Here is a 17,869-nt window from a genome sequence, read left to right on the forward strand (position 1 = left end):
ATAGAAAAAGCCCCCGTGCAAGTTCGCACGGGGGCTTTTTCAGGTTAGCGCGCTTCGTACACCTGGACTTGGTACTGGCATCGGGTGATGATGTCGCGCTCGGTGATGCGCCAGCCCTCAAAGTAGTAGGCGGGCAGGGTGATGAAGTGCGGACCAGTAGATATTAGCTTGTAAGCAGGCGGTATTTTGACTTCGTTGCACCAGCCCTCGTCGCGGATGGGGTAGAGAAAACCCATGTTCACGAGCATCACCTGGGGCTGGCCGGCACCACCGGGCTGAGCCATCAGGCCATCGAGCACGCGGTAATAGTCGCCGGTGTTGGCGGTGGCGGTTTGCTCTTTCATGGTCACCTTAGCCGTGGGGTAGTCGTGCGCGTGCTGGTTCAAAAACGTGAGCGGATAGACAATGCGGTGATACTGCAGGGTGAAAACGGCGAAGGAATACGCCGCCACGGCCGCCACCAGGACTACCGGCACAAACTGCCAGCTTTTGCGGGTGGCAGCGGGATACAGCACCTTGAAAATCAGCAGCACGAAGAAGGGCAGGTAGAGGTGCAGGATGCGGCCGTAGAACACCATCCGCTCCTGGTAGTACACCATGACGGCGTAGTGCAGGAATGCCAGCACCATAGTGATGAGCAGCAGGTTATCGCTGAGCAGCGCGGTGAGCCGAGCGGCGTTGAGGCGGCCTCTCAGGAGCCGGTAGAGCGCTACCGGCAGGGCTACAATGCCGAGGCCGGTGAGCAGGTAGCCGAGGGTTTGCTCGGCGGTGAACAGGTACTTGAAGAGAAAAATGAAGCCTTCCTCGAAATCGCCCTGGGTGATGGAGCGCGACAAGAGGAGGCAGTCGTCGAGGTAGGATTTGTCCCCAATCACCGACAGCAGCTGGAAAAACCCAAACACGGCGGCGACGCCGGCACTGTAGAGCGCGCCGGTGCGGAACAGCTGCTTCCAGTCGAGCGCCAGCAACGCCCGCTTCTCCAGCAGCAACAGGCCCATGACCACCACGGCCGGGTTGTAGCCGGGGTAGATGGCGAACGTGAATCCGGCGAGGGCCCCAACGAGAAAAAACGTGCGATTGGTGCGCCGCTCGGGCCGCTGCTTCAGGCGTAACACCCAGTAGATATTGGCCAGGAAGGTGAACAGGGCCGCATCGTAGGGCAGCACGTGACGCAGGTAGATGTTGGTGTTCACCAGGCAGGCGTAGACCACGGTGCTGAGCAGGGCGGCCGTGGGGTGGCGCAGGAGCAGCAGCGCAATGCGGTAGAACAGCAGCAGGGAACCCAGCAGAATGAGGTAATTGAAGCCGACCGGAATGAGCAGGGAGGCGGGCTCGTGCGGGTCGAGGCCGGTGGCTTTGGCCAGCAGCACCTGCATGCCGGCGGGCACCAGCCGCCAAAAGGCATCGCCGGGGCGGCCCTGCACCTGCGAAATGCTGGCGCTGAAATTGGTCAGGCTGCCGTGGCATTCTATCGCTTTTATCGACTCGTAGTAGCGGTACTCATCGGGAAAGGTCAGGGCGCCGGCACCGAGAAAGGACAGCCGGGTGCCCAGTACCAGCACCAGCATCGCCAGCAGGCAGTAGTTCACAATGGACGGGAGGGTGAACGAGCGTTCGGGCAGCCAACTACTGGGGGTCATTGAGGAAGTGCGTGCGCATTGGAAAATTGAAATTCAGCCGGGGCAATTTGCTCAAAGGTAGGGACGGGCACGGCGAGCCAACCCCAAATACCGGCCTCCGGGGAAGAATAGTTGCGGTTGGTCCAGCGCGGGCCCAGCCCCTGCCCGGCCGCCCCTGCGATTCCATAAAAAAGGCTCCCTGCGAAATGCAGGGAGCCTTTTGTTAGAGTGGCGAGGCGGCTGGCTATTCTTTCTCGAACTTCTGCACGCTCCGGCCAGCGGGCGTCTGGAGTTCGATGAAATACAAGCCCGCGGGCAGCGTTTCAACATTCACTTTGGCCGTGCCGGCCTCGGTGGTGCCCGCAAGCAGGGCCTGGCCCAGCTGGTTGAGCACGCGGTAGGGCGTGGGCGCCGCGGCGATGAAGCTCAGGCTGCTGCGGGTCGGGTTGGGGTAGAGCAGCACCTTGGCCGTTTCGCCGGTGCCGGCAACGGTCACGACCGGCGAGAAGGCCACCGTGCCGTCGCCGTCCACCTGGCGCAGGCGGTAGTAGAGCGTGGCGGCGGGGGCCGTCTGGTCGAGCACCGCGTAGGCGGCGGCTTTGCTGCTGGTGCCCTGGGCCTTGGCGGTGGCCACGGTCACGAAGTCGTGGGCGTTGAGGCTGCGCTGCACCTCAAACCGGTCGGCGTTCTTTTCGGTGGCGGTGCTCCACTTCACGGCCACGGCCTTGTCGGCCTGGCGCTGGGCGCCGAAGCTGCTCAGCTGCACGGGCAGGGGGTTCACGGCCTGAAGGACGTTGACGTTGGAGATGTCATCGGTGGCACCGAAAGTAAAGTCGGAGAAGCCGCTGAAGTTGTCCGAAGTAAGGGTGCCTGCAGAAGCTGCGCCGCCTGCGCCGTTGTCGGGACCGGTACTGGCGTTGGTAGTGGCCCGGCCAATGTTAAGCCAGCCGCCGCTGGTACCTCCGTCGCGCTTGGCAATGACCAGCGAAGTGTTGCTGGGGTTGTTGATGTAGTCGTCGGGGCCGAACGTCAGGGTGATGTTGCCGGTAAAGCCCGATGATGTATTGGAGGTATTCACCGTGTAGAAGCGCTTGGTCGAAACACGGGTGAGGTTAGGCAGTGAACCGCCCGTGGCGAGGGTGCGGCTGGTGTTGTTCTCAGTCTGGAAAGCGGTGTAGGTGGCGGTTCCGGTTTGCGCGGTGGCCGTGAGCGTGAGCGGACGGTAGAGCGTGCCGCTGCCAATGGGGAACACCGTGGTGCGAGCCCCAGCGGCCGTGGCGCGCGCCAGCGGGCCGTTTACGAAGCTAGTGGTGCTGCCGCCGGTAATGGAAGCAGTAGCCGTAAGCGACAGCAGATTGGTGGCGTCGGTATTGATTTTGCCACCGTTCAGGCTTACAGGCCCTTCAACGCTGGCTGGGCCGGTGGTGGTGAGGCTGGTGTTCCCGTTCACGGCAACGCTGTAGTAGCTGCCGGGCTGAAGCGTGGTGGTCTCATCCACATACACGGGGCGGCCAATGACCGTGCCCCAGTTGGTAGCCACGCGCACGCCGTCCACGCCGAGGCCGTTATCGGCCTGACGCAGAATGATGTTGGCAAGTGCCCCCAGCCCCGAACTGAGCGGGCCACTGGACGAGATAAGGGGTTGGGCGGGCTCGTTGAGGTCGGCCGCGGCATTGTACACAAACAGGCTGGCGGTCTGGGTATTGTTGCTGTTGACGGTGTACTTCAATACCACCAGGTAGGGAGTATTGCTGTTGTAGGGCGTGCCCGTGGTGTAATTGCCGGTAGAGCCATTTCCTACCCCAAACTGGAAAGTACCCGCAGCAGCGGTACCGGTGCGCGCGATAAATATGCGCCCCCGGGGGACAGCATTAGCGGCATCGGCAAAAGCCAGAAAGTAGTCGCCGCCGGATGCCGTAGCCGTTACGTTGATGACAGCCGCCGCATAGAGCGTGGAACTGCTCGTCGCTCCGAACGTGCGGCTGACGTCCTGGTTGTTGACGTTGCTGAGGCGAGCCGTGGAAGACCCGGCAAACGTAGCCGGCTCGCTCTGGTCAAAGCCGCGCGGGTACTGGGCCATGGTCAGATTGTCGGCAACGGTGGCGGGCGGCGTACTGGTGGTGGTGCTGAAACCTATCCAGCCGTGGTTGGTCAGGCTTTGCCCGGCCGCGTAGGCGAAGTTGTCTTCCAACAAAAGCTGGCCCGCCGTGGGCGTCGCCGTCACGGTGAAGCTGGCGGTGCTGGTGCTGCTGCCGTAGGCGGTGGTCACCGTGAGGGGCCCCGTGGTGGCGCCGGTGGGCACCGTGGCCGTGAGGCTGGTGGTCGAGTTGAACGTGACGGCCGTGGCCGCCGTGCCGTTGAACGAAACCGCGGAGGTGGCCGTGAAGTCGGTGCCCGTGAGGGTAACGGCCGTGCCTACCGGGCCGGTAACGGGCGAGAAGGACGTGAGCAACGGCGCCGTGACGCCCGTGCCCGTCACCGTGAAGGTGTAGGGATTTTCGTCGGAGTCGTTGCTGGCAATGGAGATGGTGGCGGTTTTTGTGCCGGTCGAAGTCGGCGCAAACGTGATGGTGAAGGGCAGGCTGCTGTTAGCGGCTACCGTGGTGGCCGTGGGCTGAGTCAGGCTAAAATCAGCGGTGTTGCCGCTGATGTTTACCACCGGGCTTCCACTACTGAGCACAAGGGTGGCCGCCCCTTGGTTCTGGATGCTAAACTGCGTTGAGGTATTATTTCCGACACGAGTGTCGGAATACGTGTAGCTGCCATTATTGAGCACGTCGGTAGCGGGCAGGCCCTGCACCACGTTTATCTCGGGGGTGGTAATGGGGTCTATCGTGCCATTCACAATGACCGCAGGCGTGGTGCTGTTCGAGTCTTCCAAACGGAAGTTACCTGTGCTGCCATTATAGCCGTAAAGGCGGAAATACACGGTACCTGAGCTGGCTTGCAGGATGCTGGTGGCCGGAGGGCTAAAGCTATAGCCGGTGTTGACCGCGCTTGGCAGCGTCTGGGTACCCAAGATTAATGGGTTGCTGAAATTGGTGCCGTCTGTACTGGCGCGCAGTTCAATGGTTTGCGGTCCGCTGGAAGTGCGGTACACTCGTAACGCAATGTTGGAAATGGTAGCTGTATAACCACCAGCGACGGTATAGCTGAACGTAAGATATCCTTTGGTGGCATCTGCGACGGTAGTTGATGAAGGAAAGCCACTCGACGCATAGGCTCCGTTGGTAGATACTTGGTTGAGGTCGCTGCTGCGGCTTATGGAAGTAGCCGAGAGGTTGGTGACGACCGTGGCGACGGGCAGCATGAACGTACTGCCTGAAAGCGCTATTGTTTTGTACGTCAGCAACGGCCCGGTGGTCACCGTGAAAGTCTGCGTGCCCGAGGTGCCGCCGCCCGGTGTGGGGTTGCTGACGGTGATGGGGTAATTGCCGGCCGTGGCGGGCAGCGTGAAGCTCACCGTGAGCGAGGTGGCGCTTGTGAACGTAGGCGTGACGGTGGTATTGTTGAAATTAACCACCGAGGCCGTGGTGAAACCCGTGCCCGTGAGGACGATGGAAACGGTGGTGCCCGTGGTGCCCGAAGAAGTCGAAAGGGCGGTGAGCGTGGGCGCCGGATTGGCAACGTCAATTTGCACGGGCGCGCTGGCTACGTCGCTGCAGGCTGCGAAGGTGCTGACTACGCGCACGAAGTAGGTGCCGGCGGTGGCGAAGTTGGGCGTGTACGTAGTGCCGGTCTGAGCCGGGCTGATGTTGGTGAAAGCACCGGTGGCGCTGCTCCCCACCTGCCACACCCGCGACGCGGCGGCGGGGGTTTCGGTGGCCGAGAGCGGGTTGCCGTTGACGCCGGTCACGAGGGATTGGGTGGTATTGGGCGAAATGCTCACCGTGGGCGCATTCACCACTTGCAGGCTGGCCAGAGCCGACGATACCGCGCCGTTGACCACCTGCACCCGGTAGCCGGTGCCGCTAGCCGTGCCCTGCGGCACCGCCAGCAAAATGGGCGAAGCCGTGCCGGTGGCCGTGGCCAATGGGGTAGCGAAGCTGCCACTGGCATCCGACAGCTGCACCGTGTAGGTGCCCGGCGTGCCGTTGCCGGTGAAGGCCACCGAGGTGCTACCCGCGCCCGAAGTGGTGCACACGGCTGCGGGCGTGAGCACAACGCCCGTGATGCTGGGGTTGGTGACGGTGCCGTAAACCGGTTTGTTGACCAAGCTAGCGCCCGTGCTGGTGTGCGCAATGTTGGAAGGTGAGCCGCTGGTGCCGAAGGACCCGGAAGTAGTGCCGGCCAGGCGCACGTAGACGACTGCCGACACCGAGCCGCCGCTTTGGGTGAGCACCAGCGGCGTGCCGGTGGGGTATGCGGCAAAGGTGCCGGGCGTGCCGGGGGTAGCTTCCAGCGCCAGTTCGTAGCCCGTAGGCGAAACGATGTTGATATCGGTGGTGAGGTTGCTGCCGGTTACGGTGTAGCTCTGGCTGGCCGAAGGGGTGCCGGTAAAGGCCGTGAAGCCAAGCGCCGTGTTGGACGAGAGAGTGATAATGGGCGTAGGTGCCGTGACGTTAATTCGTACCTGGTTGCTCGTAACCGGGCCGCAGGTGGCGAAAGTGGTTTTCACCACCACATAATAAGTACCAGCGGTGGCGAAATTGGGCGTAAAGGTGCTGGTCGTGATGCCGGTCGCGGTGGGGTAGCTGCCCGACGTGGTGCCGTAGAACCATTCGCGGCTGGTCGCATTGGCGGCAGGGGTTTCCGTAGCTGTAAGTTGGTTACCGTTGACGTTCGCTACGATATTTTGGTCAGCAACAGGGGCCACGGCTACGTTGTTGACCGTCACGGACTGGTCGCCCGTGCCAGTTACCCCGGTGGCGTTTACGCGAATCTTGTAGGCACTGCCACCGGCCACCGAGGACGGAATGGTAGCCACAAAGGTGCCGGTGCCGCCGCTGATGTTGGCCGTGCCGCTCAGAGCCGTGGTACCGCTACCGAAGCTGCCCGATGCGTTAGACAACAGACCTGTAATAGAACTCGGGCTCCCGGTGTACGAAAAGCTAACGGTCGTGGTACCGCCAGCGCACACAGTTGCCGGCGCAATGCCGGTGGCGTTGATGGTGGCTGAGGGAGCCGTGGCAATTAGCTTCAGATTTTTTAATCTTACCCCTGCACCGCTTGTGGCATTATTGCTAATGCGAATTTTTACGTTATTGGTGAGTGTACCCGTGAGTGCAATACTTGAGGTTGGGTAAGTCGAATTATCAGTTGGTGCTAATGTTGTGGTTACTTGGGTGTAGCTTGAGCCACCGTTATATGAAATCTCAACTTTGGCGGGGTTGCTGCCGCTGTTGAAGGTGGCGACATCAACGGAAAAAGTCGCCGTTGAATACCCACTTAAGTCGTAGGAATCTGTGGTGATAGCATCCGAAGTTGTACCAGCTTCTACAAGAAAATAAGTAGAGCGCTCTATAGCATTTGCAGTAACAGCATTGTTACCGACCCAATTTGACGGGAGAACTGTATACGCACTTGAAGTAGGGTAAACATTAAAAATTGTCGTCTGCCCCCACCCTGCCAGCGGTAACATGAGCATCAGCAGCGCCACGCCGCGGCTGACCATAGAGGTAAAAAGAGTACGAGGTGGGTGCATAAGTAACGGGTGTTAAAGGGGTTAAAAAATCACCTTTTGATGGGCGCACGGTCAGTAAAGTTAGCCCAACCGTATAGCACTTACCTCATATCAGGGATTACGAAACCGTTATCATCGGCGGTAGTGCAACCCAACAACGTGCCCGTAACCCGTGAGCGGAATTTCATAAGGGCATAATCCAGTTTAATTTTTGGCGCCTAAAAGAGCCTGCGTCTCAGCAGCCGCTTCATTGAACCGAATAATCAATGGTCGGGCTTACTTATTCGGCACGTTGCGTTTGCTGGCCGGCGAGGCACCAGCCAGCCGGGGCTGGTGGGTGGCCAAAAAATGCTGGAAATAGCGAAGGCCCGCTTGCTACGCAAGCGGGCCTTCGGGGCACATGGTGCCTGCCATTCGGTACCGGTGGCTGGTTCTGGGCGCTGCTGCCAGCAGCAGCAAACTGCTGGGTGGGTGGCCACGGCCAGAATGCTCTTCCGGGTAAGAATGGCAGGTCTTAAAATCGTACTCGGGGCCGCGGCAACCCCTATTAGCTCAAGTATTACCGCGCCGGCTCCCGAACAGTTCCCAAAGCTACCGCTACAGCTCAAACCCCAGCCGTAGTATCGCCCAACGGCCTAACTACATCAATAAAGCCTCAGAATTCCACTTTGCCCAACCAGGGTGCCACCCCGGCGGCAAACACGGCGTTGATGGCCAGCGCCCGCCGCGCGCGCCGGCTGGGGGTCTCGGCAGCCGGTGCGGCGCACAGGGCCTGAATCACGTCTTCGGTGAGGGCGCACTGGCGGTGGTGGGAGTAGCACCAGCGCTCCAGCTGGGCGCGCTCCACGCGCAGGCGGGTGGCGGCGGGGTCGAGGAGGGTGCGGCGCACGGAGCGGGCGCAGGCGGCCACGTCGCGGTGCAGATAGAGCAGGCCGGTGTGGCCGTGCTGCACCAACTCCACGGTGCCGCCGGTGGCAGCGGCCACTACGGGCACACCGGCGGCCATGGCCTCCAGGGTCACCATGCCGTAGGTTTCGTTTTCGGAGGCCAGCACAAACACGTCGATGGCCTGGTAGAACACGGCCGGGTTGGCCCGGAAGCCCCGGAAATGCACTCGCTGCTCCAGGCCGAGCTGTTTCACCAGGGCTTGCAACTGGCGCAGGTACTCGTCGCCCTCGTTGCGGGTCGGCTCGCCCATGATGACCAGGCTGGCGTCGTGGCCGAGCTGCTGGCGCAGGTGGTGCAGGGCCTGAATGACGAAATCCTGCCCTTTGCCCGCGTCAAACCGGCCCAGGATGCCCAGCAAAGGGCCTTCCAGCGGCAGGCCCAGTTCCTGCCGGGCCTCGGCGCGCGTGCGGGTGAGCGGCGCAAACTGCTCCAGGGGCAGGCCCAGCGGCACGGTGTGCAGCTGAGCGGTGTCGAAATGCGTGTGGCGGGCCACCTCGCGGGCCAGCCCCGGCAGCGGCGTCAGCCAGGCATCGACGAGCCGGAAGCGCAGCGTGTGCACCAGGCTGCGCTTGGGCCGCCCCAGCTGCATGTGCTGCTGATAGATGATGCGCAAATGCCCACCCATCAAAGTTTTAACTAGCGTGGCCAGGGCCAGGTCCTTGTTTTGCGTCACCACCAGCACGTCTACCTGCAGGCGTTCGAGCTGCTGCTTGAGCTCCCAGGCGGCTAGTGGCATGGCCGGGCCGCGGCGCACGGCCAGGGTTTCGAGGGGCACAAACCACTCCTCGGCCCAGGCAGCGAGCGGCGTGGCCGGCGGCGCGAAGAAGGTGACGCGCCAGCCGCGCTCCTGCATCCAGCCGGCAAATTTCAGGCTGTTCAGCTCCAGCCCTCCCAGGCTGCCCGAGAGGCAAAGCACGGCCAGTTGGGGCTGAATTTCCGGGGCATAGGGGTCCCGTTCGGGAATAAAATCCCCGTTGGTGTAGTAAGGTTTCATGGCTCAGAAAGACGGAGAGTGTGAAGGCAGCGCGGCGGTAGAAAGCGGGTAGGGCGAGGAGTTAGTGGGAGCGTCGGATTTCATCTGTCATCCTGAGCGCAGCGAAGGACCTTATTCCGACAGAACGCTTTGCAATCAATCAATCAATCAATCAATCAATCAATCAATCAATCAATGCGAACGTAACAAGGTCCTTCGCTGCGCTCAGGATGACAGACGAAATCCGACGCCTCTCACGTCCAGCGGCTGAGGAACTGCAGGAAGGTGTCTTTGTACTGGTCGCCGACGGGGATGGTGATGGCCCCAATCTGGACGGTGAGGCGGCGCACGGCCTCAATCTTGTCGAGCGCCACGATGAACGAGCGGTGGATGCGCATGAAGCGCCGGGTGGGTAGCTTTTCCTCCATCGCCTTGAGGCTCATGAGGCTGAGAAGGGCGCGAGGCGTGCTTTTGAGGTGCACTTTCACGTAGTCCTTCAGACCTTCCACGTAGAGAATGTCGCTCAGGGCGACGCGCACCAGTTGGTATTCGGCCTTTAGAAACAGGTACTCGTCCTCCTCAGGGCCGGTGGCGGCGGGGGCCGTGGCGTGCTGCGAGGTTAGCTCGGCGTAGGCGCGGGCCTTGCCGGCGGCGCGCAGGAATTCTTCGTAGTTGAAGGGCTTGACGAGGTAGTCGAGGGCATCGACGCGGTAGCCTTCCAGCGCGTACTGGCTGAAGGCGGTGGTGAAGATGACGCGCGGGCCGGTGGGCCCCAGCACGCGGGCCAGCTCCAGGCCGTTGAGTTCCTGCATCTGAATATCCAGGAAGGCCAAATCGACGGCGCCGGGGTGCTCGTGCAGGTACTTGAGGGCCTCCACGGCGCTGCCAAACTTGCCCACCAGCTCCAGAAACGGCGTTTTTTGAATGAAGGAAACCACCAGGCCCAGGGCCAGGGGCTCGTCGTCGACGGCAATGGTGCGGAGGGGCGGCAGGGCGGGCGTACTCATAGGGAAATGGCGTTTTCTGTCATCCTGAGCAGAGCGAAGGACCTTATAAGGTTAGAGCAAGTAATTATTGCAAGCTGTTCATCGGTAATAAGGTCCTTCGCTCTGCTCAGGATGACAGACTTGTTAGGAATACTGCAAAGCCGGCTGCGCCAAACCCACGCTGGCCTCCTGCCCTACCTGCAACGTGAGGTAAACCACAAACTCGTTGGCCGGGGTATGGTCATCCACCACCAGATGGAAGCGGCCGGGGTAGAGCAAATCGAGGCGGCGGCGGGTGTTGGCCAGGCCGATGCCGTTGGAGCCGGCCAGGTCGGTGGAGGGCAGCGAGAGGCGGCTGTTGCGCACTTCCAGCTCCACCAAATCGGCGCGGGGCTGGCGGATGGCCACGTAAATGCGGCTGGCCTCGGTGGCCGCCACGCCGTGCTTGAAGGCATTTTCGAGGAAGGGCAGCAGCAGCATGGGCGCCACGGGCACGTCGTGCACGGGTTCGGGCCGCTCGAAGGTCACCGTCACCCGGTCGTCGAGCCGCAGCTGCATAAGGGTGATGTAGTCCTGCACGAAGGCGATTTCCTGGCTGAGCAGCGTCATGCCACCGGCCGTGTCATAGAGCACGTAGCGCATCATGCGCGAGAGGCGGTGAATGGCCGTGCGCGCCTGTTCGCCGTCGAGCAGCGTGAGGGCGTAGATGTTGTTGAGGGTGTTGAAGAAGAAGTGCGGGTTAATCTGGGCCTTGAGCATCGACAGTTCAGAACTGACGCGCTGCTGCTCCAGCGTCTGGCGCAGCTGGGCATCCTTCTGCCACTTCTGCACCACCGTGATGCAGGTGCTGATACCCAGCACAAACATGGTGGTGAGCAGGCCCATGGTGTCGATGTGCGGGCCGTTGCGGCCCAGGCGGGGCCGCCCGGCCGCCGCCCGAAAGGCCTTGTCCATGAGCTCGGGCAGGTTCAGGGCCGACTCCAGCACTTTGCTAAAGCCCAGAATGGCCACCGTAGTGCCGAACAGCGCCAGAATGAACCAGCCCGTGCGGCCCGGAAACAGCAGGCGCGGCACCAGCACCTTGCCCGTGAAATAGAACGTGGCCACCCACACGCCGAACATCAGCCCCTGCTTCAGCCAGAACTGCGGCGGCATGGTGAGCCGGCCCGTGAGCGGCTGAAACAACAGAAACGTGAGTCCGAACAAGCCCCACACCAGCACGTGAATGAGCGGGGTGAGGTAGCGCCGGGGGGTGAGAACGGCCATAAACAAAGGAGAAAGCCTAACAAACATACCAGCCCCAATTCCCAAAACCCGGCCAAACCGACCGTAACCAGAATTGTATCGACGGCGGGGGGCGTTTCATCGGCCGGGAAGCGGGCGGGCGGCATGGAGCGGGACGAGAACGAAACGTCTGTCATCCTGAGTGCAGCGAAGGCCCTCATCACCCCAGCACGATGGGTAATAGCATTAATAAAGCGCAAATGTGATAAGGTCCTTCGCTGCGCTAAGGATGACAAGCGCTTCGCGCCTTTCTCATTGAGCCGAACCGCCGAACTTTGCGCCCATGATTCGCTCTTTTCTGCTACTAGTGCTGCTTTCTACCACCCACCACCCGGCCCCCGCAGCCCCGCCCCGGCCCGATTTCGACAGCTACCCCATCTACCGCGGCCCCGACCTGGGCCTGACCTGGCGCGGCCCCCAGGCCACCCTGCGCGTGTGGGCGCCCACCGCCGAGGCCCTGCACCTGCGCCTTTACGCGGCCGGCACCGGCGGCCAGCCCACCGCCACCTACGCCATGGCCAAAGCCCAGGACGGCACCTGGACCTACGCCCTGCCCGCCGGCACCGCCGGCTTCTACACCGTGCAGGCCACCATTGCGGGGGCGAAAATGGCCGAAGTGGCCGACCCGTATGCGCATGCCGTGGGCATTAATGGCCGGCGCGGGGCCGTGCTCAACCCCAGCGCCGTGAGCCCGCCCGGCTGGCCCGACGACCTGCGCCCGGCCCTCAAGCAAACCACCGATGCCGTCATCGGCGAAGTGCACGTGCGCGACCTGAGCATGCACCCGCAGTCGGGCATCAAGCGCAAGGGCAAGTACCTGGGCGTGGCCCAGCTGGGCACGCGCGGCCCCGAAGGGGTGACCACCGGCCTGGAGCACCTCGTGGAATTGGGCCTCACCCACGTGCACCTGCTGCCCACCAACGACTTCGCCAGCATCGATGAGGCTGCGCCCGCCCGCGCCAACCGTTACAACTGGGGCTACGACCCGCTCAACTATTCCGTGCCCGAAGGCTCGTACTCGACCAACGCCGCCGACCCGACCGCCCGCATCAGCGAGTTTAAGCAACTGGTGGAAAACCTGCACGGCCAGGGCCTGCGCGTGGTGCTCGACGTGGTATACAACCACACCGCCGACGCCGCCCGCAGTAATTTTGAGCAGCTGGTGCCCGGCTACTACTACCGCCACAACCCCGACGGCACCCTGAGCAACGCCACCGCCTGCGGCAACGAAGTGGCCTCGGAGCGGCCCATGGTGCGCAAGCTCATCGTAGAATCGGTGGCCTACTGGGCCCGCGAATACCACGCCGACGGCTTCCGCTTCGACCTCATGGGTGTGCTCGATATTGAAACCATGCGCGCCGTGCGCGTAGCCCTCGACCAGCAGGACCACAGCATCCTCCTGTACGGCGAGGGCTGGACCGCTGGCCCCTCGCCCCTGCCCGAAGCCCAACGCGCCGTGAAGGCGAATATGCCCAGGCTCGACCGCATTGCGGCCTTCGGCGACGAGCTGCGCGACGGCGTGAAGGGCCACTACGCCCGCCAAACCGAGCCCGGCTTTGCCAGCGGCCAGCCGGGCCTGGAGGAAAGCGTGAAATTTGGCATTGTGGGCGCCATCCAGCACCCGCAGCTCGATTACAAGAAGGTCAACTACTCGCAAACCCCGTGGGCCAGCTCGCCCGCCCAGGCCATCAACTACGTGGCCTGCCACGACGATATGGTGCTCTGGGACAAGCTGGCCGTGTCGAACCCCGGCGCTTCAGAAGCCCAGCGGCTGAAGATGGATGTGCTCAGCAACACCATTGTGTTCACCTCGCAGGGCATTCCGTTTTTGCCCGTCGGTGATGAATTTCTGCGCACCAAAGGCCGCTCCCATAACTCCTACAACCTGCCTGACAGCGTGAACCAGCTCGACTGGGCCCGCAAAGCGAAATACCGGCCGGTGTACGAGTTCTACCGCAAGCTTATTGGCCTGCGTCGGGACCACCCGGCCTTTCGCTTGTCCACCGCCGAATTGGTGCAGCAGCACCTTGATTTCCTGCCCAATACTCATCAGGGCATTATTGCCTACCAGCTGAAAAACAGCGCCGGTGGCGACGCCTGGCAAAACATCGTGGTGATTTTCAACGGCAACACCTCGGCCGACAGCGTGGCCCTGCCCCGCGGCACCTACAAAGTAGTGCTGCGGGGCGACCAAATCAACCAAGATGGCCTCGACGTGCTGGAGGTGATGAGCGGCGTGCAGGTGCCCGGCAGCTCGGCGCTCATCCTCGTGCGCATCGAATAAACACAGCTCCAGAAGCAGCTACAGCCGCTTCAGTTTCACGAGCACCACGTCGTTTTCGTTGAGCTTGATAGTCAGTCGTAGGCCCTGGGCGCTGGTTTTCAGCGGGGGGCCGGTTTCGGGCGCGTCGCGGGTCAGGGCCTGCAGGCTGGCAACCTGCTGGGGCGTGAGCTCAGCCGGCCGGCCCAGCTGCAGGTAGGCCGAATACGCGTCGTTGTGGCGGTAGCCCACGCGGTAGGTTTTGGGGGCGTAGCGGCCGGCTGGCAGGTTGCGCAGGGCCAGCGTGACGGCCGACGCGGCCGCGGCCGGGTGCTCCTGCACAAAGTAGACCTGATTGTCCTGTGTGCTCTGCCGGGGCCGCGTAAAATTCCAGAGCAGCACCTGCACGTTGCCGGCGGCATCCGTTGTGGCCCACGAAGCGGCGTCGGCGTTCTGCAGCTCCTGCGGGCCAAGCTGCTGCAAGTACTTGTAGGCGAAAAACGCCGGCTTGCGAATGCCCTGCAAATTCAGCAGCCCGAAGCCGCCGTGGAAGGGCGTAGCGGGCGGCCCAGCCTCTTCGAAAATATCCGAAAACGTCCAGTACGACATCGAAGTGGCCACCGATTCCGTTTGTTTGAGGGTGTTGAGGATGTAGGCGGCGCTTTCGAAGGAATCGTGCACGGGGTCGTGGGGCGAATACGACGTGCTCCATTCTGTCATGTGCAGCTCCACTTTGGGGAAGGCCGAGGCGCTGATTTTGGCGCGCACGGCTGCTGTGTTGCGGGCAATGCCGTTGGGGTCGCCGAGGTGCTGCATGTTCCGGCCGAACTCGTCGAGCCCGCCGCCCGTCACGCCGTAGTCGTGCGTGCTGATGAAATCGAGCGGCACCTTGTTCTGAGCACAGTAGGCCAGCGTTTCATCAATCCAGCCGGTGCCCGACGAGGCCGGCCCGCCCACCCGGTAGCTGGCCGACACACTTTTCACCGCCCGCGCCGTGGCGGCATACAGCTTGAAATAGTCGGCCTGCGTGCCCGAAAAAAAAGCCGGGTAATTCGGCTCGTTCCACACCTCGAAATACCAGGTTTCGACCTCCCGGCGCCCATAGCGCGCCTCCAAATGCCGCGTCAGGGCGGTAATCAGCGCTTCCCATTTCTCGTAAGATTTTGGCGGCGACACGTTCGCCTTCCACCAAAACACAGTTTTATCGTCGCTGCGCAGGGCCGTGGGCATAAACGACAGCTCCACAAACGGCTTCACGTGGATGCTGAGCAGGAAGTCGTAGAGCTTGTCGATGTACTGCCAGTTGTAGCGCGCGTTGCCCTTCGCGTCTTCGGTGTACACGCCCATGTCGTCGTGCAGCAGGCCGTGGAAGCGCAGGTAGCGGAAGCCGCATTCGCGCCGCGCCAGCGTCAGCTGCTGCTGCCAGTCGGCGCGCAGGCCTTCGTTGGCCCGGCCCGCGCCCACGCACAGGTTGAAAGCCTTGTTCAGCGGCCCCTTCACCTGCCGGGCATCGAGATTGATGGCGCGGCCGCCAGCCGGTGGCAGGCTTTGGCCGTGGGCCGTCAGGTGAACAAGCAGAAGCAGCAGCGCAATTTTTCTCATGTAGCGGGATAAAGCCCAGGCCGGCTGGTCAGTCCACAAAATCCATTCCCGGCATGCCGATGGGCGCGCCGGGCGGCATCACCGCCGCCGGTGGAGGCGTGAACTTGCCGGGGTCGGCCTGGAAGCGGTTGATTTCGGCGAGGCCGAACAGCAGGTTGGCTTTTTGCGCGGGTTGGGCGCGTTTCACTTCGCCTTGCATCCACTTTTGCAAACCTTCGACCTGCAGCAGGGCCTGGCCGCGCACACTGGCGGCGGCGCGGGTGTCGGCGGCCAGCTGCAGCAGGTATTTGAGGGTGAGGTTGTTTACCACGGTTTGCAGGGCGGCGGGGTAGCCGGTGTCGGGGCGAGCGCGCCAGGTGTGGGCCAGCAGTTGGTCGGCCACCGCGGCGAAACCGGGCTGTTTGCTGTCGCGGGCCTGGTATTCGAGCAGGCGGGCGGCTCGCTCGGCGTTCAGGATAGAGGCAATGGTGGGGCCGGCCGCGGCTTCAGCCGCCGCCAGCGGGTCGAAGGTGGGGCCGGTGTACCCGGTGAAAAGCTCGACGGAGCCCGGGTAGCCCACGGGCCGGGGCGGAATCTTAGCAATCAGCGCCTCGGGCAGTTGCAGCGCGGCGGGCGCAATGGTGGCCAGCAGCGCCTTCAGGGCCTGCTGCTGCACGGCCGGGGGCACCATCTGGGTGGGCGCTTGGCCGTCGTTTTTCACGGCGTGGGTGAAGTATTGACCGCCGATGGATTTGGCCACGGCCTCCACCTGGTAGCGGTGCAGCAGGTAGATGGGCACCAGCACTTCTTCCAGCGTAGCCATCGGCGCATCGGTCCGAATGGCTTTTTCCGAAAAGCCGTCGAGTACGCGCCGGCGCACGGTCATCAGCTTAGTGAGCTGGGCCACGGGGTCGGTGCCGTCGTCCCACTGGTTGGCGTCGGGGTGGGCGTAGCCGCCGATGTCGGGGATGAAGCGGAAGCCCTGCGCCAGGGTTTCCTTCATGATGTTGTCGAGCGCGGCGTTTTCGTTGGTGCCCTTCGGAAAGTCGGCGTAGCCCCACATGATGGCGCGCTTGTCCCAAGCGCCAATGCCGGTGGCGTAGGCCTCGGCCACATCAATGCGACCGTCGGGCAGCAGGTTGAAGCGCGGAAACGGGTAGTCCATCACCGAAGCCCGCTCCTTGGTGCTGGCCGTGAAATTGTGGAACAAGCCCAGCGTGTGGCCGATTTCGTGGGCCGACAACTGCCGGATGCGGGCCAGCGCCAACTGCTCCATCTGGTCCGAAACGGGTTTGCCGTCCTCGTAGGGCTGCAGCAGGCCCTCGGCAATGAGGTAGTCCTGCCGGTGCCGGTCGGCCCCCAGGCTCACCACGCCTTTAATAATCTCACCGGTGCGCGGGTCGGTGTAAGACATACCGTAGGAAAAGGCCCGCGGCGAGCCCGAGCGGTTTATCCAGTTCACCACGTTGTAGCGAATATCCATCGGGTCGGCCCCTTCCGGCAACTCCTTCACCTGAAAAGCGTTACGGTAGCCGGCCGCCTCAAAAGCCTGGTTCCACCACGCTCCGCCTTCCATCAGGGCTTTTTTGATGGTGGCCGGGGCGCCGCGGTCGATGTAGTAGACGATGGGCTGCACGGCCTCGCTCACGGCCGCCGAGGGGTCTTTCTTTTCGAGCCGGTGGCGCTCGGTGAACCGCTGTTCGAGCGGCTGGCTCATGGGCGCCGAAAAATCGAGGTAGCTGAAACTGAAAAAGCCCGAGCGCGGGTCGAATTTGCGGGGCCGGAACTTATTGTCGGGCAGTTCGATGAAGGCCTGGTGCATCTGCAGGGTCACCGCATTCGGGTCGGGCGAGAGGCCCGAACCCACTTCTCCCCCGCCGGTGAAGGTTATCATGGCCTCGAACTCCGAGTTCTTGGGGAAGTTGCGGGTGTTTTCCAGGTACACGGCCGAGCGCGACTCGTCAAGTCGGTAGCTCGCCGCCGGCCGGGCGCCCGCGCCGGGCCCCAGTAAACTCGCGCCCGGCCCCGAAAACCCGCCGCTGCCCAGCCGTTCGGCCGTGTGCTGGCTGTCGCGCACCAGAAAAGGCGTCAGGTCAATGAGTACGGTAGAACCCTCGCTGGCCACCGGCACGAAACCCCAAATCACCGACTTGGCAAAGGCGTTGTCGACGGCCCGCTGCTCATCGGCATTGCCGCTGGTGGCGCGGTAGTCGTAGTTCGGCTCCAGCAGCATCACCTTGCCGCCCACCCGCACAAACTTGGCGATGGCCGAACTGCTCTGGCCCCGCTCGATGCCGTTGCCCACGCCACTAGCCAGCGAGCTGAAGTACAAGAACTCCTCGTTCAGCCGGCCAACCTCCAGCAGGATTTTACCCGTTTTCGCGTCGTAGTAAAACGGGAAATAGCCGTCGAACTTCTGCAGGCCTTTGGTTGCTGCCGCCAGCGAAGACGCCGGCGCGGCATTAGCCGTTGGCCGTGGTGCCTGGCTAAAACCAACAGAAGGAACGGCCAGCAAGCCGGCCAACAGAAGCGTACAAGTTTTCATGTTTCCCAGGGTCAATCTATGAATTCCACAAGGTTACATGGTTTTCCCTG

At 62.7% G+C, this 17,869-nt stretch carries 8 protein-coding genes; 1 reads left to right on the forward strand and 7 read right to left on the reverse strand.

Annotated elements, in window-relative coordinates; all coding sequences use genetic code 11:
- Positions 1–44 precede the first annotated feature (44 nt).
- The 5 genes from Q4S41_RS06790 to Q4S41_RS06810 form a co-directional block, all read right to left on the reverse strand.
- Positions 45–1,640 carry a hypothetical protein gene (locus Q4S41_RS06790; RefSeq protein WP_305030348.1) on the reverse strand — a complete coding sequence of 532 codons (1,596 nt, stop codon included), beginning with the start codon at positions 1,638–1,640 and terminating at the stop codon, positions 45–47.
- 223 nt (positions 1,641–1,863) lie between these two features.
- Positions 1,864–6,630 (reverse strand): choice-of-anchor D domain-containing protein, encoded by a 4,767-nt coding sequence (locus tag Q4S41_RS06795; RefSeq protein ID WP_305030349.1) that lies wholly within the window; start codon positions 6,628–6,630, stop codon positions 1,864–1,866.
- Between the two features lie 1,267 nt (positions 6,631–7,897).
- Positions 7,898–9,184: a glycosyltransferase family 4 protein gene (locus Q4S41_RS06800; protein WP_305030350.1), complete on the reverse strand. Its 1,287-nt coding sequence runs from the start codon at positions 9,182–9,184 to the stop codon at positions 7,898–7,900.
- 233 nt (positions 9,185–9,417) lie between these two features.
- Positions 9,418–10,170 carry a LytR/AlgR family response regulator transcription factor gene (locus tag Q4S41_RS06805; protein ID WP_305010282.1) on the reverse strand — a complete coding sequence of 251 codons (753 nt, stop codon included), beginning with the start codon at positions 10,168–10,170 and terminating at the stop codon, positions 9,418–9,420.
- Between the two features lie 123 nt (positions 10,171–10,293).
- Positions 10,294–11,415 (reverse strand): sensor histidine kinase, encoded by a 1,122-nt coding sequence (locus Q4S41_RS06810; protein ID WP_305030351.1) that lies wholly within the window; start codon positions 11,413–11,415, stop codon positions 10,294–10,296.
- Between the two features lie 301 nt (positions 11,416–11,716).
- On the opposite strand from Q4S41_RS06810, the gene pulA reads away from it, so the two are divergent.
- Positions 11,717–13,717 carry a type I pullulanase gene (pulA, locus tag Q4S41_RS06815; protein WP_305030352.1) on the forward strand — a complete coding sequence of 667 codons (2,001 nt, stop codon included), beginning with the start codon at positions 11,717–11,719 and terminating at the stop codon, positions 13,715–13,717.
- Between the two features lie 18 nt (positions 13,718–13,735).
- On the opposite strand, the gene Q4S41_RS06820 is transcribed toward pulA, so the two are convergent.
- Both Q4S41_RS06820 and Q4S41_RS06825 read right to left on the reverse strand, forming a co-directional pair.
- Positions 13,736–15,295 (reverse strand): GH39 family glycosyl hydrolase, encoded by a 1,560-nt coding sequence (locus tag Q4S41_RS06820; protein WP_305030353.1) that lies wholly within the window; start codon positions 15,293–15,295, stop codon positions 13,736–13,738.
- 28 nt (positions 15,296–15,323) lie between these two features.
- Entirely contained in the window at positions 15,324–17,819 is a 2,496-nt protein-coding gene (locus Q4S41_RS06825) for a zinc-dependent metalloprotease (RefSeq protein WP_305030354.1), read from the reverse strand.
- Positions 17,820–17,869: the final 50 nt, after the last annotated feature.

It is taken from the genome of Hymenobacter convexus (genome assembly GCF_030580955.1).
Lineage (GTDB): Bacteria > Bacteroidota > Bacteroidia > Cytophagales > Hymenobacteraceae > Hymenobacter.